Source organism: Haloarchaeobius salinus (assembly GCF_024464185.1).
GTDB lineage: Archaea > Halobacteriota > Halobacteria > Halobacteriales > Natrialbaceae > Haloarchaeobius > Haloarchaeobius salinus.
Genome location: NZ_JANHAU010000001.1, coordinates 711,379 through 733,433, shown reverse-complemented (window position 1 = coordinate 733,433; position 22,055 = coordinate 711,379). Strand labels below are relative to the sequence as shown.

The window sequence follows — 22,055 nt, the reverse complement described above, 5'->3', positions numbered from 1 at the left end:
ACGTCGGTGTGCGTGGGGTTCTCGTGCGGTCCCGTCCGGTGTCCTTCTTGCCGTAGTTTCACACTCTGAAACCAAGGCGATGGGGTTATATCCTCTCAGTTTCAACACATGATTTGTGATGCGAACACAGACCCGCGCACTCCTCGCGGTCGCGTTCGCCGCTCTGCTCGTCATGAGCAGCGTCGGCGCGGTCGCAGTGGGGAGCTCCTCGCTGTCCGCCCTGAACGGCACGCAGGAGCAAGACAACCTCGAATCGGCAGACGAAATCTACGTCGAGGACGACGGTGACGCCGTCCTCGTCTACCGCGACGACACGAGCGAAACCGGCACCGGCCACTACGGAGCCGACCTCTCCGAGGGGCTGTTCCACGTGTTCCTCAACGACACGATGGACGAGGCCCCCGAGGACAACTTCTCCGGCGACGCCTCGTTCGAACTCACGCCCGAGTCGATGACGGGCGACGGTTCGTTCGCCATGGACACGCCGGACTCCATCGAGGACCTCTCGTTCGAGGCCTCGGGCGAGCAGACCCGCGAGAACGCCCAGGGCTCCGTCTCGTTCGACGGGACGTTCACCGGCGAGTCGAGCACGACCGAGACCGGCACCTCGATGCTCGAGTCCCTCTCGACCGAGGGCTCGATGACGACGACCGGCAGCTCGTTCGCCACCGAGGGCTCCGTCAGCGCGACGTTCGGTGAGGACCCCGGCGTCGACGAGATGCACTTCGCGTTCACGCTCGAGGAGCGCGAGGACAGCTACGTCCTCTCCGGCGAGCAGGACTACGTCGTCGGCTCCTACAGCGCCGACTCGTGGAACACCCGCGAGAGCGCCCGTCGGAGTCTCGAATCGCAGTTCGGGGCCGTCGCCCGCCAGCTCGACGGTGACGTGAGCGTCACGGTCGACTCGCACTCGTTCGACAGCGACACCAACCGCGTCGACGTGAGCTACACGGTCGAGTTCACCGGCGTCGACGAGGCCGTCTCCGAGCAGCTGACGAACGCCCTCGCCTCCTCCCAGCAGATGGACCTCTCCGAGAGCGAGGCCGCAGATCTCGCCGAGCGGCTCCAGTCCGTCGAGCTGACCGAGCTCTCCGCGTCCGTCGACGTGACGAGCGAGGAGGCCAGCGCGAGCTGGTCGGTCCAGATCGACGACTACGACGAGGCCTCGCTGGCGATGCTCGACATCATGGAGTCCTCCGAGATGAGCAGCGAGCAGCTGAACCTCGAGGAGAGCCGCGCGCGCATCGAGGCACAGACCGCCGCCGACCTCCAGCAGGAGTTCACCTGGAGCGGCTCGCTCTCCTCGCCCGACCAGGACACCGCCGAGGTCGAGTTCTCGGCGGACTACGCGACCGAGAACTGGGCGACCTACGTCGACGAGCTCGAGAGCCGGGACGTCGAGTGGTCCGGCAGCACCGAGTTCTCGGCCAACGCACAGACCGAGGGCGGCGAGCTGACCGCCGATATGTCCGCCACGTTCAGCCAGGACGAGCTCGTGAGCGGAGCCATCGACAGCATGCTCCAGTCGAGCGAGGGCGCGGGGAGCGACCAGTCCCGCGCGATGCTCGAGGCGTTCCAGCGCTCCGAGTTCGAGACGGCCAAGATGGACGTCTCGATGGAGGACCGCACCGTCACCTTCGAGGCCGGTGCGAGCTTCGACAACGTCTCCGCCTTCCGTGACGTGATGGCGGAGGAGTACGGCGGGAACCTGAGCGTCGCCAGCGCCTACGGCGAGCTCTCCGGTGACGAGAGCGTCACCTACGTCCGGCTCTCCGGTGCCGTCTCCGGCGACGCCGGCGAGTCCGACGTTCGCGAGCTCGCGGTCGTCGGTGCCGAGACCGACGTCTACATGCCCGGCGACTGGGACCCCGACGAGAAGGAGTTCCCCGAGATGGACACCCAGGAGGCCCGTAACTACCTGAACGTCGACGACGACGGCGGTGGCCTGCTCGGCGGCATGCCCGGCTTCGGCCCGGCCGTCGCGCTCGTCGCGCTCGTCGCGCTCGCGCTGTTCGGCCGCCGGCGCGCCGAATAAGGAAGAACCGCTCTCCGTCTACTCGCTTTCTTCGAAGTCCTCGACGATAGCGACGCCGCTGGACGCGCCGATGCGCACCGCGCCGGCGTCGAACATCGCCTTCGCGTCGGCCCACGAGCCGACGCCGCCGCTCGCTTTCACCGGCAGGTACTCGCTCATCAGTTCGACGTCCTCGACCACCGCGCCGCCGTCGGCGAAGCCCGTCGAGGTCTTCACCATGTCGGCGTCGGCGTCCGCGGCGGCCTTGCAGGCGGCGTGCTTCTCCTCGTCGGTGAGCAGCGCCGTCTCGATGATGACCTTCACCGGCACCGGCACCGCGGCGACCAGCTCCTCCAGCTCGTCGTGGACCGCACCCGAATCGCCCGCCTTCAGCCGTCCGACGTTGATGACGACGTCGAGCTCGTCCGCGCCGGTGTCCCAGGCGTCGACGCCCTCGTCGCGCTTCACCTCGGAGGTGTTGTTCCCGTGCGGGAAGCCGATGACCGTCGCGACGGTCACGTCGGGTGCGTACTCTTTCGCCTCCTCGACGAAACAGGGCGGGATGCAGGCGTTCATCCCGTACTCGGCGGCCTCGTCGAGGACGCGCTCGACATCGTCGAGCGTCGTCTCCGGGCCGAGCACGGTGTGGTCGATGCTCGCGGCGAGGTCTGCGCGGTTCATGGCTCCCCGTTGTGGGCCAGGGGTATAGTAGTCGCCGGTCGGCGGCAGTCGGGTCACCAGGGCCGGGCCTCGGACCGGTTCGTGGCCGTCCACACGCCTCCGTAGCTCTCCCGAGACGCCGCCTCGCGCCGCGCCATTTTTGTGTCGTCGCGGTCGAGGTGGAGGATATGACCGACGTACATCCGGCCGTCGCCGACACCGCCGACGACATCGCGACGATGGAGATCCGCGGTGCGGCGACCATCGCCGACGCGGCCGCCGGGGCGCTCGCGACGGCGGCGCGGGAGTCCGATGCGGAGTCGCCCGCGGCGTTCCACGAGGACCTCCGGAAGGCGGCGAAGACGCTGTACGAGACGCGCCCGACGGCGGTGAGCCTGCCGAACGCGCTCCGGTTCGTCATGGCCGACGTGACGGGCGACACCGTCGCGGAGCTACGCGAGTCCGCCGTCGCCAGCGCCGAGGCGTTCCAGCGCGAGCTCGACCAGGCACAGGAGCGCCTCGGCGAGGTCGGCGCGAACCGCCTCCGGGACGGCGACGTGGTGATGACCCACTGCCACTCGACCGACGCGCTGTCGTGCGTGAAGGCCGCGCTCGACCAGGGCAAGCACATAGAGGCCATCGTGAAGGAGACCCGGCCACGCAAGCAGGGCCACATCACCGCCGAACAGCTGCGCGACTGGGGCGTCCCGGTCACCCTGATCGTCGACAGCGCCGCACGGCGCTACCTCGACCGGGTCGACCACGTCGTCGTCGGTGCGGACTCCATCGCCGCGGACGGGAGCGTCATCAACAAGATCGGCACCTCCGGACTGGCCGTCAACGCACGGGACCGCGGTGTGCCCATCATGGTCGGCGCACAGACCATCAAGCTCCACCCGGACACGCTGACGGGACACACCGTCGAGATCGAGATGCGCGACGAGTCGGAGGTCATCGGCGAGGCCGAACGCGAGCGCATCCAGGGCGACCCCGACGGCTTCACCGTCGAGAACCCGGCGTTCGACGTGACACCGCCGCGATACGTCGACGCCATCGTCACCGAGCGCGGACAGTTCCCGCCCGAGAGCATCGTCGTGCTCATGCGCGAACTGTTCGGCCGTGACACCGACCGCCCGTGGGAGGCCTGAGCCGCCGCGAGCGAACCTGCTGTTAACTTTCCGCCCGCAGCCGACCGGAACCTTCTTTCGTGTTGCTCTCACGATATGCGAGCATGGTACTCGCAGGGGCAGAGCTCCCACCGCTGCTGTACGCGGTGCCGCTCGTGCTCGCCTTCCTCGGGGTGGTGGCGTTGCTCTGGGCGGTCCACCCGCCCGTCACGGACTGGACGGCGGTCGCGTTCGTCCCGTGGATGCTCACGGGGGCGATACTCCACGTCCTCCACGTGCTCGATGTGTACCCCGAGTGGATCGCACCCCTGTTCGGTACGCTCACCGTCTACATCACGACGGCGACGGCCGCGGGCCTCGCCTGGATACTGGTGACGTTCCTCGCGGCGGTCCGCCAGCACTTCGACGCCGACCGCGGACTGGGGACCGTCGGCACCGGCTTCGGCGTGACGTTCGTCATGTTCGCCATCCTCACGTCGGTCGAGAACGGGACGTTCACCCCGTTCTGGTCGGTCATCGGTGCCGTCGTCGCGGCCGCCGTCGCGGCCGTCGCCTGGGTGCTGTTGAGCCTGCGCTACACCGAGGTCGCCGCCAAGGCCGGCCGGACCGGCGCGGTCGTCGTCTTCGCGCACACGCTCGACGGCATCACGACCGCCATCGGCTACGACTTCCTCGGCGGCGGCGAGCGCGTCGTCCTCTCGAAGTACATCCTGCAGGCCGGCGAGCAGCTCCCGACGTACGACGCCATCGGCGCTGGCTGGCTGTTCGTCCTCGTGAAGGTACTGCTGGCGCTCGTCGTCGTCGCGGCGTTCAAGGAGTACATCGACGAACAGCCCCGCTACGGCCGGCTCGCGCTGGCGTTCGTCGCCGCGGTCGGGCTCGGCCCCGGCCTGCACAACCTGCTGCTGTTCATGGTCTCGGGCGACGTGACGGCCGCCGACGTACCGCTCGCCGTCGCACACGCCGCGGGGGTGGCCTGAGTGCCGCGGGTGCTCACCGCGGGCCACGTCAACTGGGACGTGACCCTCCGGGTCGACCGGCTCCCCGAACCCGACGGCGAGTCACGCATCAGCTCGCTGCGCTCCTCCGGTGGCGGGAGCGCGGCAAACGTCGCCGTCGCGCTCTCCGGGCTGGGCGTCGACACCGGGCTCGTCGGGAGCGTCGGCGACGACGAGAACGGGCTGCTCGCGCGGCGCGAGCTCGACGACGCGGGCGTCGACCTCGACGGCCTGCTGACGGTGCCTGACGGCCAGACCGCCGTGAAGTACCTGCTGGTCGACGAGCAGGGCGAGGTGGCGGTCCTCGGCAACGACGGCGCGAACGAGGCCGTCACGCCGCAGGACGTGGAGCCCGACTACGTCCGCGCGGCCGACCACATCCACCTGACGAGCCAGCGCCCCGACACCGCGGCGTACATCGCTGAGACCGCTGCCGACGCGGGCGTCCGTGTCAGCTTCGACCCCGGACGACGGCTCGCCGACCGCGACTTCTCGGCCGCGCTCGACGCCGCGGACGTCCTGTTCCTGAACGACCGCGAGGCCGAGAGCGTGCTCGAGTCCGAGTACCCCGGCTCCGCGTTCGCCGACCGGGTGCTCGTCGTCAAGCGCGGCAGCGCCGGCGCGGTCGTCCACACGCCCGAGGCGACATACGAACATCCGGGCTTCGGCGTCGACCCCGTCGACACGACCGGTGCGGGCGACGCCTTCGCCGCCGGCTTCGTCGCGGCGCTGCTCGAGTCCGAGGACTACGAGCGGGCCGTCGAGCGAGGCAACGCCTGCGGGGCGCTCGCCGCCGCCGAGGAAGGTGCCCGCGCCGCGCCGACTGCGGCGGAGCTGGCGACGTTCCTCGACGAGCAGTTCTGAGCCGTCCGCATCCTGGCGTAACGCCTACGCTGGTGTCGACCGTCCCTCCGACATGGACCCACGAATCAGCATGGTGACGCTGGGCGTCGCGGACCTCGACCGCGCGACCGAGTTCTACCGCGACGGCCTCGGTCTGCCCGAGTGCGAACCCGAGGGCGACATCGCGTTCTTCGAGACGGCGAGCACCTGGCTCGCGCTGTACCCCCGCGAGGCGCTGGCCGACGACGCGACCGTCCCGGCCGAAGGCTCGGGCTTTCGCGGCTTCACGCTGGCGCAGAACGTCGAATCCGAGGAACGCGTCGACGCCGTGCTCGCGGAGGCCGAAGCGGCCGGTGGCGAGATCGTCAAACCAGCTGGGGAGGTGTTCTGGGGCGGCTACTCCGGCTACTTCGCGGACCCGGACGGCTTCCTCTGGGAGGTCGCCTGGAACCCCGGGTTTCCGCTCGACGACTGACTCCCCGAGACTTTAGACCACCCCGCCCGTCGCCCCGCCCATGGCAGTCGCCGAGACGCTCGTCGTGTGCGCCGCCGCCGGGCTCGCCGGCGCACTGGTGATGGACGTGCCGATGGCGCTCCTGTCGGAGGGGTTCACGCCCGCGTCCGTCGCGGCGTCGAAGCTCCAGCGTCGCCCGGTCGAGGAGGTGTCGACGCTCGCGGCGCAGGTCGTCCACCACGCGACCGGGCTGGTCGGCGGGCTCGGGCTCGGGGTCGCCGTCGTCGCGCTCGAACCGCGGCTCGGGACGTGGGCGGCGGTGGTGCTCCCGGCGACGGTGCTGACGGTGTTCGTCATGAACCTCTTCGGCTTCGTCGTCCTCCCCACGGCGGGTTTCGACGAGGACCGGCGGGAGACGACGTTCCTCCAGTGGACGTTCTCGGCGGTCGTCTACGGGGTCGTGCTGACGACGGTCGCGTTGTTCGGGCTCGGCGCGTGACGAACGTTTTTTCTCGCGCTCCGGCGAAGCCGTGGGTATGACACAGCCGCACCTGCTCGTCGAGGAGGGAGACGTACACGACATCGCGCTCATCCCGGGCGACCCGGGCCGCGTGGACCGCATCGCGGGCCACTGCGACGACAGCGAGGTCGTCGCCGAGAACCGCGAGTACAAGCTCGTCAACGCGACCTACGGGGGCGTCGACCTCACCATCTGCTCGACCGGTATCGGCTGCCCCTCCGCCGCCATCGCCGTCGAGGAGCTGAGCAACGTCGGCGTCGAGACGTTCATCCGGGTCGGCACGACCGGCGCGCTCCAGCACGACGTGGAGATCGGCGACATGATCGTCGCCACCGGCGCGGCGAAGAACGAGGGCACGAGCAAACGGTACGAGGCCGTCGAGTACCCCGCCGTGCCCGATTTCGACGTGATGACCGCGCTCGTCCACGGCGCGGAGGCGAACGACGAGGACGTCCACGTCGGCCCCATCGCCAGCGACGACGCCTACTACGCCGAGACCGACGAGTACGTCGAGGACTGGGAGGAGGCGGGCATCCTGAGCGTCGAGATGGAGGCCGCGACCGTGTTCACGCTCGCCCGCCGGAAGGGTCTCGCCGCCGGGGCGATCTGCACCGTCGACGGGAACCTCGTGAAGGGCACCCAGAAGGGCACCGACACCGAGGACGAGGAGCTGCCCGAGAAGGCGAAGAACAACGTCGGCCGCGCGATCGACATCTCGCTGGAAGCGGTACGCTCGCTGCAGGAGTAGGGCGTCTCACACCTTCGTTCTCGGGGGCTACGCCTCCAGCTCGACGAACTCGCCGAGCTTCATCGACCAGTCGTAGTCGGCGTACGCCAGCGACGGCGACGCGTCCTCGGGAACCACGCCGTACCGCTTCAGGAACCGCACCACACCCGACTTCCCGCCGAAGTCGCCGCGGTACCACGAGAACAGCTTCGGGACGCACACGACGGTCGCGCCAGCGTCGTAGCTGCACTCCGTCCCCAGGTACGATGCCGTCGCGGAATCGAGCTCGTCGTCGACGCCGTCGCGGGTGTACACCGCGACGGGCGGGCACGAGGCGGCACCGCAGTTCAGCGCGAAGTGGATGCGTGGGTCCGGCTCGTCGACGCGGTGCCGGCGCTCGAAGCCGTCGACCCGGACCCGGGGCAGGTAGCCCAGCCCGACGCCGGACCGCGAGCCACGGAGGATGCCGTGTTCCACGTCGTCGAGACTCAGTTCGTGTCCGGCGACGGTGAACAGCTCGTCGGTGAAGATGGGCCGGGTCGGCGGGAGCCGGCGCTTCTGCCACAGGTCGGGGTCCGATTCGAGGAGGTACTGCGCGTAGCCGTTGTACACGTCCAGCCAGAAGGCGGTCCGGAGGGCGTCGCTGCCGAGCCGCCGGGCGAGCACCACGTCGTCGAAGTCGGCGAGCGTCCGGCGGAGCTCCCGCGTCGCTCCACCCGTCCTCACCGCGCGGAGGAAGGCGGCGGCGAGGGCGACGGGGTCGTCGTGGTCGACGGCGGCCATGGCGGAGCGTTGGGTCGACGGCGGCAAAAGCGGTCGGCTACCGGGGGACGCGGTCCCCGGACGACAGAACGGTTTTCTCGCTGGCGGGGGAACGCCGTCCCATGCTCTCGGATCTGCGGGCACGCCTCGACCGGCTCCCCGCTCGCATCCGTCGCGTCGAACGCCGCGAGCTACGGGAGTTCCGGCGCTGGGTCGAGCACACCAACAACCTGCTGCACCTCTCGGTGCTGCTGTTCGTCCCGCTGCTCATCACGCTCGTGACGTACATCTCGAACGCGTCGACGCTGCTGTCGTTCCTGCTGTTCCCGCCGCTGGCCTCGGGGACGTACACCCTGTTCTCGGACCCGGAGGGGAAGTACGCCTCTCCGTCGAAGTTCGTCGGCGGGATGACCGCCGGCGCGGTGTGTGGCTTCCTCGCCATCGAGCTGACCGGCCTCGCTGGCGTCGGCGGGGCGACGAGCGCGGGCGTGCAGGTGAGCGCGCTCGACGCCGGGGTGAGCATCTTCCTCACCGGTGCGGTGACGTGGGCGCTCGACCTGGAGGAGCCGACGGCGTTCTCGACCGCGCTGTTGACCCTGCTCACGGGCGGTGCACGCGGCGAGTACGTCCTGAGCGTCGTGCTCTCGACGGCGTTCGTCGCCACGGCGTTCTACGCCTGGCGCGAGCTGTTCTACGACCGGCGCGCCGAGTACCTCTACCGGACGACGCAGGGCGACGACCACGTGCTCGTCCCGGTCCGTGGCGAGACCGCCGACGAGACGGCGATGTTCGCCGCCCGCATCGCGGCCGCCCACGACGCGGGGAAGGTCGTCCTGCTCGACCTGGTGGCCGAGAGCGAGATCGTCGAGGCCGAGGCGGGCATCCGCCGGGACGAAGACGAGACCGCCGTCGACGAGACTGTCGGGAAGGATCCGGCGACCGAGGCACAGGAACAGGTCGCCGGACAGGCCGCGATGCGGCTGGAGCGCCTCGCCGGCCGTATCCAGACCAGGGTCGGCGTCCCCTGCGAGGTCGTCGTCGCGAGCGAGTCCGGCAGCCCCGCCAGCGTGGTGCTCCAGACCGCGACGGAGGCGAACTGCGACCTCGTCGTGACGCCGTACGAGGAGCGCCACGGCAGCCTCTCGCCGTTCGTCAAATCGCTGTTCGACGACCCCATCGACGTGGTCGCGTTCCGGTCGGTGTCGGGGCGGACCCGCTGGCGGCGGGTGCTCGTCGCGGTGGCCCGCCCCGGCGACAACGCCCACGCGATGCTCGACTTCGCCCAGCGGGTCTCGCGTGCGGCGGGGACCGTGAGCGTCTGCACCTGCATCGACACCGAGAGCCACCGCCGACGCGCGGAGTCCATGCTGTTGAACCTCGTCGAGCCGTTCGACGGCACGTTCGAGACGCGCGTCTCGCGGGACTCCATCCAGAGGTTCCTCAGCGCGAACGCGCCGTCGCACGACCTCGTCGTCGTCGGCGCGAGCACCGACCGGACCGCCGCCTCGCGCTTCCTCGCACCGCCGACGTTCGAGAAGATACGTGACGTGGACTGCGACGTGGCGATCGTCCACCGGGGCGGGTGAGGCGAGTGCGGTGTCGTCGCTACCGCTCCCCGTCCTCCGTGCCCTCGTCCCCCAGTATCTTCCCGGCCACGTCCTCGGTGTCGGCCCGGCCGAGCGCCGATTCGACGAGCAGGTGGCCGCCGATGGCCGCCGGGCTGATGACGGTGTCCGCGCCGGCGCGCTTGAGCTTCTTGACGTTCTCGCGGTCGGTCGCCGCCGCGACGATGCGGACGTCCGGACGGAGCTGGCGGGCGGTCAGCACCGCCAGCGCGTCCTCGGCGTCGTTGTTCGTCGCGGTGACGACGGCGGTGGCGTCGGCCAGCTGGGCCCGCCGGAGCGGGTCCTCGTCGCTCGGGTCGGCGGTGATAACGTTCATCCCGCGGTCCGAGAGCTCGGCGGCACGCGCCTGGTCGGGCACGATGACGACGAACGGGACGCCGACGTCGGTGAGTTCGTTCAGGATCGGTTCTGTCAGGTCCCCGTAGCCGAGGACGATGACGTGGTCCTCGAGCAGGTCGAGCTGTGTCTCTGTCATTCTCCCAAGTGCGCGTTGGAACCGGGCTTCGAGCAGCGGTGCGAGCAGCGTCCCCAGCGCGACCGTGAAGCTCACGACGCCGAGGACGACGACCGAGAGGCCGAACAGCTTCCCCTGGGTCGAGGTCGGACCGGGCGTCACGTCTCCGTAGCCGACCGTGCTCGCGGTGACGATGGTGTAGTAGAACGCGTCGACCAGTCCCGCGGAGCCCTCCCGGATGGCGGGGAACTCGTCGCGGAGTGCGTACGCACCGACGGTGCCGTAGACCTGCACGCTGGCGAGGATGAGCCCGGCGGCGAGCTGCGAGGTGGACAGCGAGAACTTCCGGTCGAACCGCTTGCGGTTGAGCAGCAACCCCGGGAGCGCGACCACCGACACGACCACCAGCGGGTAGGAGTACAGGCTCGACTGGATGACGCCCTGGATGGCGGTCAGGGGGAGCAACAGCAGTGCCGAGTACAGCGCGCCGCGTCGTCGCCGTCGGAGTGCGTAGGCGCTCAACAGCAGCAGGAAGCCGGTCATCGTCCCGGTGAACCCGGCGGTCTGCTGGACTGCCTCGGGAACGTACGGCGAGAGCGGCCCGGTCCGACCGGCCCCGATGTTCGCGATGCCCGTCGCGATGGAGAGCACCGCCGAGACACCGGTGAGCGTCACCGTGAGGCGTGCGCCCGTCCACCGACCCAGCAGTCCCATACGCCGGGAGTGGACGGGATGGCTGAAAAGGCTCGCGGTGTCGGAGTGTCCGGGCAGGCACCTCCGTCGGCGACACCGATTTACCGTCGGCCTCCGAGGGCAGGGACATGGCATCGCTTCCCGTCGAAGTTCTCTACGGCATCTACCTCGGGCTGCTCACGGGAATCATCCCCGCACTCGTCTCGGGCACGCTCGGGTTCCTGTTCAAGTACGTCACGGGCGTCACCCTCCCCGGGCTCGGGGTGGTGGTGCTGTCAGTCGCCATCGCGGGGGTCAACGGCGGACTGATGGGGCTGCTCGACCCGACGGTGTCGAGTTCGCCCCGGCTGCTCGTCGCGGTCGTCGTCATCATGATGCTCTCGCTGTGGGCGCACAGCCAGGGCGACAGGCTCGGCGTGTCGATGCCCAAGCGGGTGACGCTCGCGTCGCTCCGCCGGCGCAACATCTCCGCGGACGTGGTCGACATCGTCGGCGGCGTCGGCAAGGTGACGCTACGGCCGGTCGGCCCCGTCCGGGACATGGAGGGGTACCCGCCGCTGCCCACGGAACTCCGACGGACGATCAGCGAGGGCTCGTGGGCGCTCCCGGCGGACCTCCCGCTGGCCGAACTGGAGAGCCGGCTCGTCGACCGGCTCAAGACCGAATACGACCTCGCGGACGCGGCGGTGACACTCGACACGCAGGGCCGGGCGACCATCGCGGCCGCCCCACCCGCGAGCGGGCTCTCCCGACGGGTTCCACCGGGCAAGCGCGCGGTATCGGTGTCCGCACTGCTGCCGACCGGTGCGGCGCGGGGTGACTCCGTCGTCATCCGGACGGACGAGACGCGGGTCGCGGGCATGCTCCTGAGCGCGAAGAGCGACGGGTCGAAGCCACCAGCGCCGCCGAAGCCGGACCCGCCCGGCGATGGAGGCGGCGTGGCGACCGACGGCGGGACCGAGGAGGTACCGATCCCCCCGACGACCGCACCGACGACGACCGGCGGCGAGGGCCGCCTCACGGCCGCGGTCACCCGCGAGCAGGCCCGGACGTTGCTCGACGTCGACCGGGCACAGGTCGCGGTCACCTCCCGTGGGACCCGCCGCGAGTTCGAGCTCGTCTCGCTCCTGCGTCGCTCCGGGCGGCGGTTCCAGAAGGTGTCCGTGCGCGCGGACGGCCCGCTCGACGGGACGACCATCGGGGCGGCGACAATCCGCGACAGCTACGACGTGACCGTCCTCGCGCTCCGGCACCCACCCGACGAGACCAGTGGCGACCGTCGCTGGTCGTTCTCGCCGCGCGGCGACGCCGAACTGTCCGCCGGCGACGAGCTGTTCGTCGTCGGCCGGCAGGCCGCGCTCGCGGCGTTCACGGAGGTGGTCGCGTGACGGTCGAGACGTTCGTCGTCGCGCAGGTCGATCTCGGCTCGTTCGACCCCGTCGCCGAGACCGCACGCATCGCCGCACTCACGGGACTGGCGACGGCGATCTCGCTCGTCGCCGCCGTCGTCTACCGCTGGTACACCCGCGAGCGGGTCCCGGAGGGGGTCTCCATCCTGCTCGGGGTCAGCGCCGTCGCCCTCGTGCTCAACACGGAGGAGACGCTCAAGCTCGTCATGCAGCCCGGTCGGGACGGTCTGCCGGCCGAGACGACCGCTCTCGTCACCGTCGCGACGTTCGTCGCCGCCGCGTTCGGCACCGGACTCGGTCGTCGTATCGGCGACAGTTTCGCGTCGAACGCCTTCGCCGTGACCGGGACGGCGAAACTCGACCGCGAGGTCTCCCAGCTCGTGCGTGCGGTCGGGCGGGTCGTCACCGTCACGCTCCCCGACGACATCGACGACATCGACGGCTACGACCCGGTCGAACCCGAGGTGAAGGAGGAGCTCGCGGGCACGACGTTTGTCTTCCCGCGGCGCATCACCGTCGCTGACCTGCACGACCGGGTCGTCACCCGGCTGAAGGACGACTACGGTGTCGGCCACGTCGACGTGGAGCTGGAGGCCGACGGCAGCGTCGACTACCTCGCGGTGGGGTCCCGCGCGGCCGGGCTCGGCCCGACGCTCGCGCCCGGCACCGTCGCCGTCGCCGTGACCGCCGACCCCGCCAACGCAGCCAGTCCCGGCGACGTCGTGCAGCTCTGGGAGCGCACCGCCGAGGAGGGGCTGGTCCGGCGCGCGACCGGCGAGCTCCGGGCGACGACCGAGAAGGACGTGGTCACGCTCGCCGTCGACGAGACCGACGCCGAAACGCTCGACGACGCGACGACGTACCGGCTCGTCACGCTCCCGACCGAGCCCGCCGCCGACCGGGAGTTCGCGTCGCTGCTGCGCGCCGCCGACGAGACGATGGGCGCGGTCGAACTCGCAGAGGGGAGCGAGCTCGTCGGCAGGCGCGTCGGCGACCTGGACGTGACGCTGGCGGCCATCCGCGGCCCCGACGGCGGGGTCACCGCGACGCCACCCCGGGGCACCGAACTCCTCGCGGGCTCGACGCTGTACGTCGTCGAACGCCCCGAGGCGCTCCGGCGCTTCGAGGCCCGCGCCCGCGGGGAGGAGGCGAAACCGCTTTCCTGACGGCGTCGTACGGTACTCTCATGCAGTGGAAGCTGTTCGCGGACATCGCGGAGCGCGCCGGCACCGACGAGGTCGTCGTCCGGGTCCCGAGCGACGACCCGACCGTCGGCGACGCGCTCGACGCCCTCTTCGAGGCCCACCCCGAACTCCGCGAGCGCGTGCTGGCAGACGACGAAGTCGGGTCGGCGTCCCGCGACGGCATTGCGCCGGACGTGAACGTCCTCCTGGATGGCGTGGACGTGTTCACGACGGCCGATGGACTGGCGACCGAACTCGGTGGGGGTGCGGAGCTGGCGCTGTTTCCGCCCGTGAGTGGCGGCTAGATTCAGAGGGTTCTGGTAGTTCGAGATGCGACTCGGTAGACGACTGACTGAGGACTGGAACCATCTCGAAAGCCCCCGCCGTCTCGACTCGGGGGCCTCGCTGCGTCCCCGGAAATCGGAGATTTCCGGTGGGCTCACGAGACGCGAGCGTCTCGTGACCGCTCCTCGTGCCTGCGGTGCTTGCTTCGGCCGCCTCCGTCGAGACGGCCGCCCCTTTCAGTCCCACCGTCGGACCTGCGGTCCGACGAGCCCCCGTTCGCTCGCAGGCTCGCTCACGGGGACCCCCGACCGCAACCGTTCCGCACCTCACGGCTCCCCAGCCTCTTCGCTCGGTCGCAGGCTCCCTCGCTCATCCACTGTGAGAGCAAGCTCTCACAAGCCTTCGGTCGCTCGCACTCCCGAAGACCTCGCACGAGTTCGTGCTGCGGTCTCGCGGTGCTCGACACGCAGCACAGCCGCGCGCCTGCCGGCTGATGAGAAAACGAGATCCAGCGACTAGCCGTGGTTCTCGCGGTAGTCGGCGGTCAGGTCCGCGGCCATCACGAAATCGGGTTCGTCAGAGATGCCCGAGCGGAGCAGGGAGCCGTCGCTGACGTAGTCGACGGTCTCCGGGATGAGGACGCGAATCCGGTCGGCACCGATGTCGGCGGCGTCGCGCCGGATGGCGGCGACCAGCGTTCTCGCCGCGTCGATGTCGTCCCAGGCGGCGACGCCGTACTCGGCCATGTGGTAGCTCTCGCCGTCGTCGTCCTCGCGCTCGTAGTCGCGGACGCGGTAGGTGACGCCGCGGGTGCCGTCCCCGGAGGTGACGGCGGCCAGGGCCGTCTCGTCGGCGGCGCGCTCGAAGAGCTGGGGGGTGAGCTCGACGACGGACCACGACTCGTCCATCGCGAGGCCGAGTCCCGCGAGGTGGTCGCGCGCGCCGCAGTCGGTCCAGTAGCTCCAGGCGGCGTTCGGGTCGTCGGTGACCCCGAGGGGTCCCTCGGCGTCGGCGTCGGGCTCGGGTTCGAGCCAGCGGAACTCGGTCTCGGGGGCGAAGCCGACGCCGCGGGAGTGGCCCAGCCCCATGACGTTCCACGAGAACACCATGTTCCGGGCGACGGTCGCGCCCTGCTCGCGCGCCCAGTCCCACATCTCGTGGGTCAGTTCCAGGCCGATGCCGACGCCGCGGTAGTCGGGGTGGGTGCGCATCCCCTGGCACCAGGCCTCGCGCTCGGAGAGGAGGACGGTCTGGGCGATGGAGACGACCGTTCCGTCGACCGCGGCGACGCAGGTGAACTGCTCGTCGTACTCGTCCTCGGTCTCGATCCAGTCGTGGTAGATGCGCGGGATGTAGTCGCTCCCGTCGCGGTCGGCCCAGGTGTCGCTGGTGAACGCGACGACGTCGTCGTGGTCCTCGGGCGTGGCGCGGCGGTAGGTGACGTCCGCGCGGCGGTCGATGTCCATCGTCACGCCTGCCACGGCCGCGACTGCTCGGTTATCTCGCCGGCCAGCGGCGTCCGCATCGTCTTCGCCACGTCGTCGGCGTTCGCGAGCGCCCACATCAGCTTCACCTTCGCGGTGCCGGGGAGCATGTCCTCGCCCTCCACGACGCCCGCGTCGAGCAGGTCGCGGCCGGTGTCGTACACGCGGTCGCAGACCCGGCCCTCGATGCACTGGCTGGTCATCACGACGGTCGTGCCGTCGTCGACCAGCGACTCCAGCTGCTCGATGCGGTCGCTGTGGACGTGTCCGAGCCCGGTGCCCTCGATGACGAGGCCGGATTTGCCCTCGCAGGCCTCGAAGAACGCGGGGTCCATCCCGGGCGTGAACTTCACCAGCTCGACGTCCTCGGCGAGGTCCGGCTGGATGTCGAGGTCGGTCGCGCCGCGCTCCTCGTACTCGCCGTGGAACGCGACCGTCTCGGTGTCGTAGTCCACGGTTCCGAGCGGCTCCGCGCCGACGGTCTCGAAGGCGTCCCGGCGCGAGGTGTGGTTCTTCCGGACGCGGGTCCCGCGGTGGAGCGCACAGACGTCGTCGCTCTCTGTGGCGTGCATGCAGACCATGACCTCCGCGGCGTCGGCCTTCGCCGCCTCGACGGCACAGACCGCGTTCATCACGTTGTCCGAGGACGGCCGGTCGGCCGAGCGCTGGCTGCCGGTGAAGACGATGGGGACCGGCGTGTCGAGCATAAAGGAGAGCGCCGACGCCGAGAACTGCATCGTGTCGGTGCCGTGCATCACGACCACGCCGTCGGCCCCGTTCTCGATCTCCTCGTGGACGGCCTCGGCGAGGTCCCGCCAGATGGGTACCTCCATGTTCTCGGAGAGGATGTTCGCGACGACCCGACCCCGGTAGTTCGCCCGGCCCGCCAGGTCCGGCACGGCACGCAGCACGTCCTCGGCGTCGAAGCGTGCGGTCACCGCGCCGGTGCGGTAGTCCACCGTCGACGCGATGGTGCCACCCGTCGAGATGAGCGCGACGGTGGGCAGGTCCTCGTCGAACTCCACCGCCGACGACGCCGTCTCGTCCCCTGCCGCATCGATCTGGTACACGTCCGATTCCAGCACCTCGGTCTCGGCCCCCTCGCGCTCGATACCGACGTTGTAGCCGCCGTCGAGCTTCACGACGAGCTGGTCGGCCGTCGACGACGGGAGCAACACGCCCTCGTACTCTCTGTCCGCCCGCTCGACGCGGACGCGGTCGCCTGGGTTCATGGCTCCGGGTTCGCCTCGGTCGGACGTAAAGCCATCCGTTCCGGCTCGACCGCTCTCGACGCGGAGCGGAGTTCGGTAGCCGTGATGCAGCGGACGCTCGGTTCGCCACCTACAGAGCGACCAGATGAGGAACCGGGTGCTCTACTTCAGCTCGTTCGGTCGTTCGGACGGTCGTCCTCGGCATACGCCTGCAGTACCTGTCGGACGTGGAAGTCCTTCTCCGATGGGTCCTCGTTCTGTAACGCTTCCTCCAGGTGTTGTCTGCATTCAGCACTTAGCCCCCACATTTCGTTCTCCGGTAGTCCGAACGCGGATTTAAATTATTTGGTGTCTCTCGTTTATTGCTTACAGTAATCACTGATGAAGATGGGTGTCTACTAGGGCCCGTCCTGTCTGCGATACTTGTCGCGGGGCTTATCTCGGCGGGACCCAAACCCCCACCAATGAGCGAGCAGTCGACCGGCAGGTACAGCGTCGTCAGACGCTCGGTCGCGACGGGTGTCAGGAGCGAGTCGTACCTCCTGCGCGCCTACACGGTGCTCGGGACGCTCGCGTCGGCGTTCATCGCGCTCCTCCTCGTGCTGGCCATCCCACAGTGGGTGTCGTGGACGCTCGGGCAGGGGGAGCTGAACACGTTCTCGCGGGCGATGCTGCCGTGGCTGGGGATGCTGCTGGTCGGGCCGCTGCTCGCGCCACCGTTCTACGCGGCCCGGCGCGCCGGGCGCGGGGGCAGCAGCCGCCGGACCGACTTCCTCCTCGGGCTCTCCGGGTTCGCGTTCCTCGCGTCGCTGTACGTGACGCTTCTAGTGTCGGCCCCGTCGGAGTACCGCGACCCGGCACCGGACGTGCCGCTGCTCGGTGCGTTCGTGGAGTTCTGCTACGCGCTGGACCCCGTCTACGCGTTCGTGCCGCCGGTGGTCGGCGTGGCCGGTATCGTCGCGGTGGAGCGGCTGGCGCGGTGACCGGCGTCGCCGCTCCGGTGGCTGGCCCGTGACGAAATCCGGAAATGCCTCGACCGACTAGCGGGAGGTATGACCGAGAAGACGGGGACGTTCCTCGTGACGGAGGCCGACGACGAGTCGGCCATCCTGCGGGACGTGGAGACGGGCCAGATTCACACGCTCGCCGAGCACGACGGCTACGAGCAGCGGGAGGTCGTCGGCGCGACACTCGAAGCGGAGCCGCCGATGGAGGTCGTCTGGACGGTCGTCGAGGAGTCGTACCGCCGGACCGTCGAGCTGGTCGACAGCGACCTCTCGCCGACCCAGCAGGCGATGGAGATCGCCGAGGAGCAGGCGGTCGGCGAGCTCGAGCGGGTCGAGCGCGCCGGGACGGGCGAGATCCACGTGCTCTCGGTGCCGCCGGAACAGGTTCCCGACGCCGTCGAGGACGTGCTGGAGGACGAGGAGACGGTCGCGCGGGCGGCCCGCGTGGGGGCCGTGCGGGTCGAGGTGCGCAGCGACGCCGACGCGGGCGTGTTGAACGTGCGGTACCTGCCGGACTAGCTCTCCTACTCGCCGGCGGGGCCGGCGGCGCTCTGGACCTTCCAGCCGCCGCCGATCTCGCAGGCCTCGCGGACGGTGTACTCGATCTCGGTGTCGGGACCCATCGTGGAGCCCCCCTCGACCTCCTCGACGCGGAGGGGGACGTCGTAGGTACTGCCACAGCAGCCGACGTCGACGAACTCCTCCCAGACGTCGCCGACGTGGATCTCGTCGTGGGTGCGCCGGAGCCAGGCGTGGTAGTGACCGGTGTCGACCTGCTGGCGGCTCCAGTCCGAGAGGTTCGTGGGGTACGAGAGGACGACGCGGGTGGCGTGCGTGCTCATACTCGAACACAGGTGCCAGCCGCCCAAAAGCGTGACCCGGGTCGGTACGGCGGGCGTCCACCCGCGGGCGACCCGACGATGTGGGGTTACGCCCGCCGTAACGGGGTCTTTTCGACAAACGGACCCGGCAAAGATAAGAAGGCTTAGGTGGGCTGATGTCCGAGCGGGCTTCATGAGCAAGTTCGAGGTACCGGAAGTCGACTACACCCGGTACTCGAATCGCCAGCTCGCGGCGGTGCCCCTCGCCGTCCTCGCCGTCGCGCTGGTGGTTATCGCCGGGTGGTACGTCATGTTCGGAACGCCGGTGTCGCTGGGAACGGACTTCACCGGCGGGACCGAACTCACGGTACAGACAGACACGCCGAGAGGCGAGATCGAGCAGGCGTTCGACGCCGAGGTGCTGTCGACACAGCAGGTCCGCGACCCGACCTCGAACAACCCGACCTACGTCGTCACGTTCGGGCCGGAGGCCGACGGCTCGGCGCTCGACCAGCAGGCGACGGACAATCTGGAGCCAGCGTGTTCGAACCCCGAGGAGTGTGAGATCGTCCTCTCCAGACAGACCGTGTCGCCCGCGTTCGCGTCCGGTGCACAGAGCACGGCCCTCCTCGGCCTCGTCGTCGCGTTCACCGGGATGAGCCTGCTCGCGTTCGGGCTGTTCCGGACGTTCGTCCCGTCCGCGGCCATCGTCATCTCCGCGTTCTCCGACATCGTCATCCCGCTCGCGGTGATGAACCTGCTGGGCATCGAGCTCTCGCTGGGGACCGTCGCCGCGCTGTTGATGCTCGTCGGCTACTCCGTCGACTCCGACATCCTGCTGAACAACCACATCCTCCGGCGGTCGGGTGGGTTCTACGAGAGCACGAAGCGGGCGATGGACACCGGCGTGACGATGACGCTCACGTCGATATCCGCGATGGCTGTCATGGCCCTCACGGCGACGCTGTTCGGCATCGACCTGATGGCCTCCATCGGACTGGTGCTGGTGCTCGGGCTGACGGCCGACCTCATGAACACCTACATGCTGAACCTGAGTCTGCTTCGCTGGTACAAGCTCGGGGAGGTGACGCCGGAATGAACGTCCGCGAGAACTGGCGGGTGCTCCTGCTCGCCGTGATGCTCGTCGCCAGCGGCGTCATCCTGTTCGTGCCGGGCGTCGTCGGCGGCGGTGGCGGTGACGGCGACACCGCCTCGCAGGGGATGACGAACCTCCAGTACGGCATCGAGCTCGACGGCGGGACGCGGCTTCGCGCCCCGGTCGTCGGGATGACCGCGGAGGACGTGAGCTTCGCCGGGATGGACGGTGTGGAAGAGAGCCAGCGACGGCAGGGCATGGCCACGGACCTGGGCGTCCCGACGCAGGACGTCTACTTCCAGCCCGAGCAGGGCACCGTCGAGGTGTTCAACAAGTCCGTCAGCGAGTCCGAGTTCGCGAGCGCCCTGAACGGGGTCGGCTTCCGGACCGCCGACGGCGAGCAGTTCACCGAGAACGACATCCGCGACGGCGTGACCGATGCCACCCGCCAGCAGATCGTCGACACGCTCGACCGGAAGCTGGCCGAATCCGGCCTCACGGCGGGGTCGGCACGCGTCGCGACGACCCCCCAGGGGCAGAACTACATCGTCATCGAGGCCCCGAACCAGGGTGCCGAGGAGCTCGAGCAGCTGGTGAGCCAGCGTGGCTCCGTCCAGCTCGTCGCCCGCTACCCCGGCGACAACGGGACGATGGAGGAGACGACGCTGGTGACCGAGGACGGGATCGACAACGTCGACAGCCCCGAGGCCGGCCAGAGCAGTCCCTACGAGGTACCGGTCGTGCTCAAGCAGGACGCGGCGAACCAGTTCGCCCGGGTGCTGAACCAGAACGACTTCACGACCACGGGCGTCGAGTCCCGCACCTGCGGCGGGGCACAGAAGAACGACCAGGGGTACTGTCTGCTGACCGTCGTCGACGGCGAGGTGGCGTCCTCGCACTCGCTCGGCGCGAGTCTCGCGGACTCCATCCGCTCGGGGCAGTTCCAGGAGGACCCCCGGTTCGTGATGGGCGCACAGAACCGTAGCGAGGCACAGACCATCGCGGTCAGCCTGCGCGCCGGCGCACTGCGAGCCCCGCTCGACACCGAAGGCCGGCAGGTCTACACGCTGGAGCCCGCGCTCGCGGACCGATTCAAGCTGAACTCGCTCATCACCGGTATCGTCGCGGTGCTCGCGGTCAGCGGCGTGGTCTACCTGCGCTACGGGAAGCCCCGCGTCGCGGTCCCGATGGTGCTGACCGCGCTGGCGGAGGTCGTGCTCCTGCTCGCGTTCGTCGCCGGGGTGCGACTCCCCCTCGACCTCTCGCACATGGCCGGCTTCATCGCCGTCATCGGGACGGGGGTGGACGACCTCATCATCATCGCCGACGAGGTGATGGCGGAGGGCGAGGTGAACTCGACGCGGGTGTTCCAGTCGCGCTTCCGTAAGGCGTTCTGGGTGATCGGCGCGGCGGCGGCGACGACCATCATCGCGATGTCGCCGCTGGCTGTGCTGAGCCTCGGCGACCTGCGCGGGTTCGCCATCGTCACCATCCTGGGCGTGCTCATCGGGGTGCTCGTCACCCGGCCCGCCTACGGTGACATCCTGCGCTGGCTGTCCGTCGAGGACTGAGAACGCTCGTTTTCCTACTCGCCGCTGTTGACCGCCAGCACCGGCATCGACGACGGTCGTGACGCTGTCGCGGTTCGTGTCGGCGACGTACGCAGTGTCGCACCGTACCACTTCGCCAGGTCGACGGCGTACTCGAACGCTTCCATGCTGGGCTCGCTGCCGTCGGTCGGGAGGATGGCGACGTACCTGGCCCGACGCTGCCTCGCCAGCGTCAGAGGGGTCGCTCAGAACTCGTCCAGCGCGGCCTGCTCGGCGGCGGCCAGGGCGTCGGCGCAGGTGGACCACGACTCGCGGGCGAACGGCGGTAGCTCGCCCGTCTCCTCGACGTAGTCCGCCAGGAACTCGCGGGTGGTGTTGTCGCTCGGGTATCCGGAGCCCACAGGGCCGTACTCGTCGGCCAGTGCGGCCATCTGAGCGTCGCGGGCGACCTTCGCGACGATGCTCGCCGCGGCGACGACGGCGTCCGATTCGTCGGCGCGATGGGCCGGGACGACGTGGAGGTCACCCCCGGCCGCGTCCGCGACCCGCCGGCCGAACCTCGCGGCGTCGGTGTCGCCCGCGTCCACGACGCCGCGAGCCCCGTCCACGCCCGCGTCGTCCAGCGCCTCCGCCTGCACCGCGACCGTCAGCGAGTTCATGTCCGTTTCCGGGTCGTCGATCCGTTCGGGGGTGAGTTCCGCGATGCCGACACGGATCCGGTCGTCCTCGCGGATCTCGGTGGCGAGTTCCTCGCGTCGCGCCGGTGCGAGCCGCTTCGAGTCGTCCACACCGTCCGGGAGCACGGCGGCTCGCGGGACGACCACCGCCGCCGCCCACATCGAGCCGAACACCGGTCCCTTGCCGGCCTCGTCGACACCGAATCGCATCTGTACTGGGTTTCCGTGTGTGGTCTCTTGGTCGTTTTCGTTGCTTGTTGCTGTGTTTCGTCGTGGACTGGTGACGGGAACAGCCAGAAAGCCCCGGCCGTCTCGACTCGGGAGACTGGCGAGACTCCTCCGTCGTCTCGCTGCCCTCCACTCACTGCGTTCGCGGAGAACTCGCTGCGCTCGGCACGCTCGCCAGCGTGAGAGCAAGCTCTCACTGGCCATCGGAATCGCTCCGCGATTCCGA

23 protein-coding genes are annotated in these 22,055 nt (G+C 69.8%); 15 read left to right on the top strand and 8 right to left on the bottom strand.

What is annotated here, in order from left to right; all coding sequences use genetic code 11:
- Positions 1-118: 118 nt before the first annotated feature.
- A complete protein-coding gene (locus tag NO345_RS03735; RefSeq protein ID WP_256296608.1) occupies positions 119-2,035 on the top strand; it encodes a PGF-CTERM sorting domain-containing protein in 1,917 nt (638 codons plus the stop codon).
- Positions 2,036-2,053: 18 nt separating this feature from the next.
- Here the strand turns inward: NO345_RS03735 and deoC are convergent, their stop codons facing one another.
- A complete protein-coding gene (gene deoC, locus NO345_RS03730; RefSeq protein ID WP_256296606.1) occupies positions 2,054-2,695 on the bottom strand; it encodes a deoxyribose-phosphate aldolase in 642 nt (213 codons plus the stop codon).
- Positions 2,696-2,862: 167 nt separating this feature from the next.
- Here deoC and NO345_RS03725 point away from each other — a divergent pair, with 167 nt between their 5' ends.
- The 6 genes from NO345_RS03725 to NO345_RS03700 all read left to right on the top strand — a co-directional run bounded on the left by NO345_RS03725 (position 2,863) and on the right by NO345_RS03700 (position 7,364).
- Positions 2,863-3,822 (top strand): ribose 1,5-bisphosphate isomerase, encoded by a 960-nt coding sequence (locus NO345_RS03725; protein WP_256296604.1) that lies wholly within the window; start codon positions 2,863-2,865, stop codon positions 3,820-3,822.
- 83 nt (positions 3,823-3,905) lie between these two features.
- Positions 3,906-4,781 carry a DUF63 family protein gene (locus NO345_RS03720; RefSeq protein ID WP_256296602.1) on the top strand — a complete coding sequence of 292 codons (876 nt, stop codon included), beginning with the start codon at positions 3,906-3,908 and terminating at the stop codon, positions 4,779-4,781.
- Positions 4,782-5,663, top strand: coding sequence for an ATP-dependent ribose-1-phosphate kinase (locus NO345_RS03715; RefSeq protein WP_256296600.1), 882 nt, complete (start codon positions 4,782-4,784; stop codon positions 5,661-5,663).
- Positions 5,664-5,715: 52 nt separating this feature from the next.
- Positions 5,716-6,117: a VOC family protein gene (locus NO345_RS03710; protein ID WP_256296599.1), complete on the top strand. Its 402-nt coding sequence runs from the start codon at positions 5,716-5,718 to the stop codon at positions 6,115-6,117.
- A gap of 40 nt (positions 6,118-6,157) precedes the next feature.
- The gene (locus NO345_RS03705) at positions 6,158-6,595 is read left to right on the top strand and encodes a hypothetical protein (RefSeq protein WP_256296597.1); all 438 of its coding nucleotides are present in this window, start codon (positions 6,158-6,160) and stop codon (positions 6,593-6,595) included.
- Between the two features lie 37 nt (positions 6,596-6,632).
- Positions 6,633-7,364: a guanosine phosphorylase gene (locus tag NO345_RS03700; protein ID WP_256296595.1), complete on the top strand. Its 732-nt coding sequence runs from the start codon at positions 6,633-6,635 to the stop codon at positions 7,362-7,364.
- Between the two features lie 27 nt (positions 7,365-7,391).
- Here NO345_RS03700 and NO345_RS03695 read toward each other — a convergent pair whose 3' ends face one another.
- Positions 7,392-8,126, bottom strand: coding sequence for a DUF547 domain-containing protein (locus NO345_RS03695; RefSeq protein ID WP_256296593.1), 735 nt, complete (start codon positions 8,124-8,126; stop codon positions 7,392-7,394).
- Positions 8,127-8,227: 101 nt separating this feature from the next.
- Between NO345_RS03695 and NO345_RS03690 the strand changes: the two genes are divergently transcribed.
- Positions 8,228-9,691, top strand: a complete 1,464-nt coding sequence (locus tag NO345_RS03690; RefSeq protein WP_256296592.1) for an HPP family protein — start codon at positions 8,228-8,230, stop codon at positions 9,689-9,691.
- Between the two features lie 19 nt (positions 9,692-9,710).
- On the opposite strand, the gene NO345_RS03685 is transcribed toward NO345_RS03690, so the two are convergent.
- Complete coding sequence (locus tag NO345_RS03685) at positions 9,711-10,898, bottom strand: NAD-binding protein (protein ID WP_256296590.1); 1,188 nt, start codon at positions 10,896-10,898, stop codon at positions 9,711-9,713.
- 107 nt (positions 10,899-11,005) lie between these two features.
- Between NO345_RS03685 and NO345_RS03680 the strand changes: the two genes are divergently transcribed.
- The 3 genes from NO345_RS03680 to NO345_RS03670 are packed head-to-tail and all read left to right on the top strand — an operon-like array spanning position 11,006 to position 13,775.
- Positions 11,006-12,265, top strand: coding sequence for a TrkA C-terminal domain-containing protein (locus NO345_RS03680; RefSeq protein WP_256296589.1), 1,260 nt, complete (start codon positions 11,006-11,008; stop codon positions 12,263-12,265).
- Positions 12,262-13,452, top strand: a complete 1,191-nt coding sequence (locus NO345_RS03675; protein WP_256296587.1) for a TrkA C-terminal domain-containing protein — start codon at positions 12,262-12,264, stop codon at positions 13,450-13,452. Before NO345_RS03680 ends, NO345_RS03675 begins: the two co-directional genes overlap by 4 nt.
- A gap of 20 nt (positions 13,453-13,472) precedes the next feature.
- Complete coding sequence (locus tag NO345_RS03670; RefSeq protein WP_256296585.1) at positions 13,473-13,775, top strand: ubiquitin-like small modifier protein 1; 303 nt, start codon at positions 13,473-13,475, stop codon at positions 13,773-13,775.
- A gap of 495 nt (positions 13,776-14,270) precedes the next feature.
- Here NO345_RS03670 and NO345_RS03665 read toward each other — a convergent pair whose 3' ends face one another.
- Both NO345_RS03665 and gatD read right to left on the bottom strand, forming a co-directional pair.
- On the bottom strand, positions 14,271-15,221 hold the full coding sequence (locus tag NO345_RS03665) for a GNAT family N-acetyltransferase (RefSeq protein WP_256297558.1): 951 nt from the start codon (positions 15,219-15,221) through the stop codon (positions 14,271-14,273).
- A 2-nt stretch (positions 15,222-15,223) separates the two neighbouring features.
- A complete protein-coding gene (gene gatD / locus NO345_RS03660; RefSeq protein WP_256296583.1) occupies positions 15,224-16,471 on the bottom strand; it encodes a Glu-tRNA(Gln) amidotransferase subunit GatD in 1,248 nt (415 codons plus the stop codon).
- 443 nt (positions 16,472-16,914) lie between these two features.
- On the opposite strand from gatD, the gene NO345_RS03655 reads away from it, so the two are divergent.
- Both NO345_RS03655 and NO345_RS03650 read left to right on the top strand, forming a co-directional pair.
- Positions 16,915-17,433 (top strand): DUF8056 family protein, encoded by a 519-nt coding sequence (locus NO345_RS03655; protein ID WP_256296581.1) that lies wholly within the window; start codon positions 16,915-16,917, stop codon positions 17,431-17,433.
- 69 nt (positions 17,434-17,502) lie between these two features.
- Positions 17,503-17,976, top strand: coding sequence for a DUF5812 family protein (locus NO345_RS03650; protein WP_256296579.1), 474 nt, complete (start codon positions 17,503-17,505; stop codon positions 17,974-17,976).
- 5 nt (positions 17,977-17,981) lie between these two features.
- Here the strand turns inward: NO345_RS03650 and NO345_RS03645 are convergent, their stop codons facing one another.
- Complete coding sequence (locus NO345_RS03645) at positions 17,982-18,299, bottom strand: DUF7968 family protein (RefSeq protein WP_256296578.1); 318 nt, start codon at positions 18,297-18,299, stop codon at positions 17,982-17,984.
- A gap of 172 nt (positions 18,300-18,471) precedes the next feature.
- Between NO345_RS03645 and secF the strand changes: the two genes are divergently transcribed.
- Entirely contained in the window at positions 18,472-19,377 is a 906-nt protein-coding gene (gene secF / locus NO345_RS03640) for a protein translocase subunit SecF (RefSeq protein ID WP_256296577.1), read from the top strand.
- Positions 19,374-20,945 (top strand): preprotein translocase subunit SecD, encoded by a 1,572-nt coding sequence (locus tag NO345_RS03635; RefSeq protein WP_256296576.1) that lies wholly within the window; start codon positions 19,374-19,376, stop codon positions 20,943-20,945. Before secF ends, NO345_RS03635 begins: the two co-directional genes overlap by 4 nt.
- 14 nt (positions 20,946-20,959) lie before the next feature.
- On the opposite strand, the gene NO345_RS03630 is transcribed toward NO345_RS03635, so the two are convergent.
- Positions 20,960-21,121 carry a universal stress protein gene (locus tag NO345_RS03630; RefSeq protein ID WP_256297556.1) on the bottom strand — a complete coding sequence of 54 codons (162 nt, stop codon included), beginning with the start codon at positions 21,119-21,121 and terminating at the stop codon, positions 20,960-20,962.
- A gap of 48 nt (positions 21,122-21,169) precedes the next feature.
- Positions 21,170-21,811, bottom strand: a complete 642-nt coding sequence (gene rnhB / locus NO345_RS03625; protein WP_256296575.1) for a ribonuclease HII — start codon at positions 21,809-21,811, stop codon at positions 21,170-21,172.
- Between the last annotated feature and the right edge of the window lie 244 nt (positions 21,812-22,055).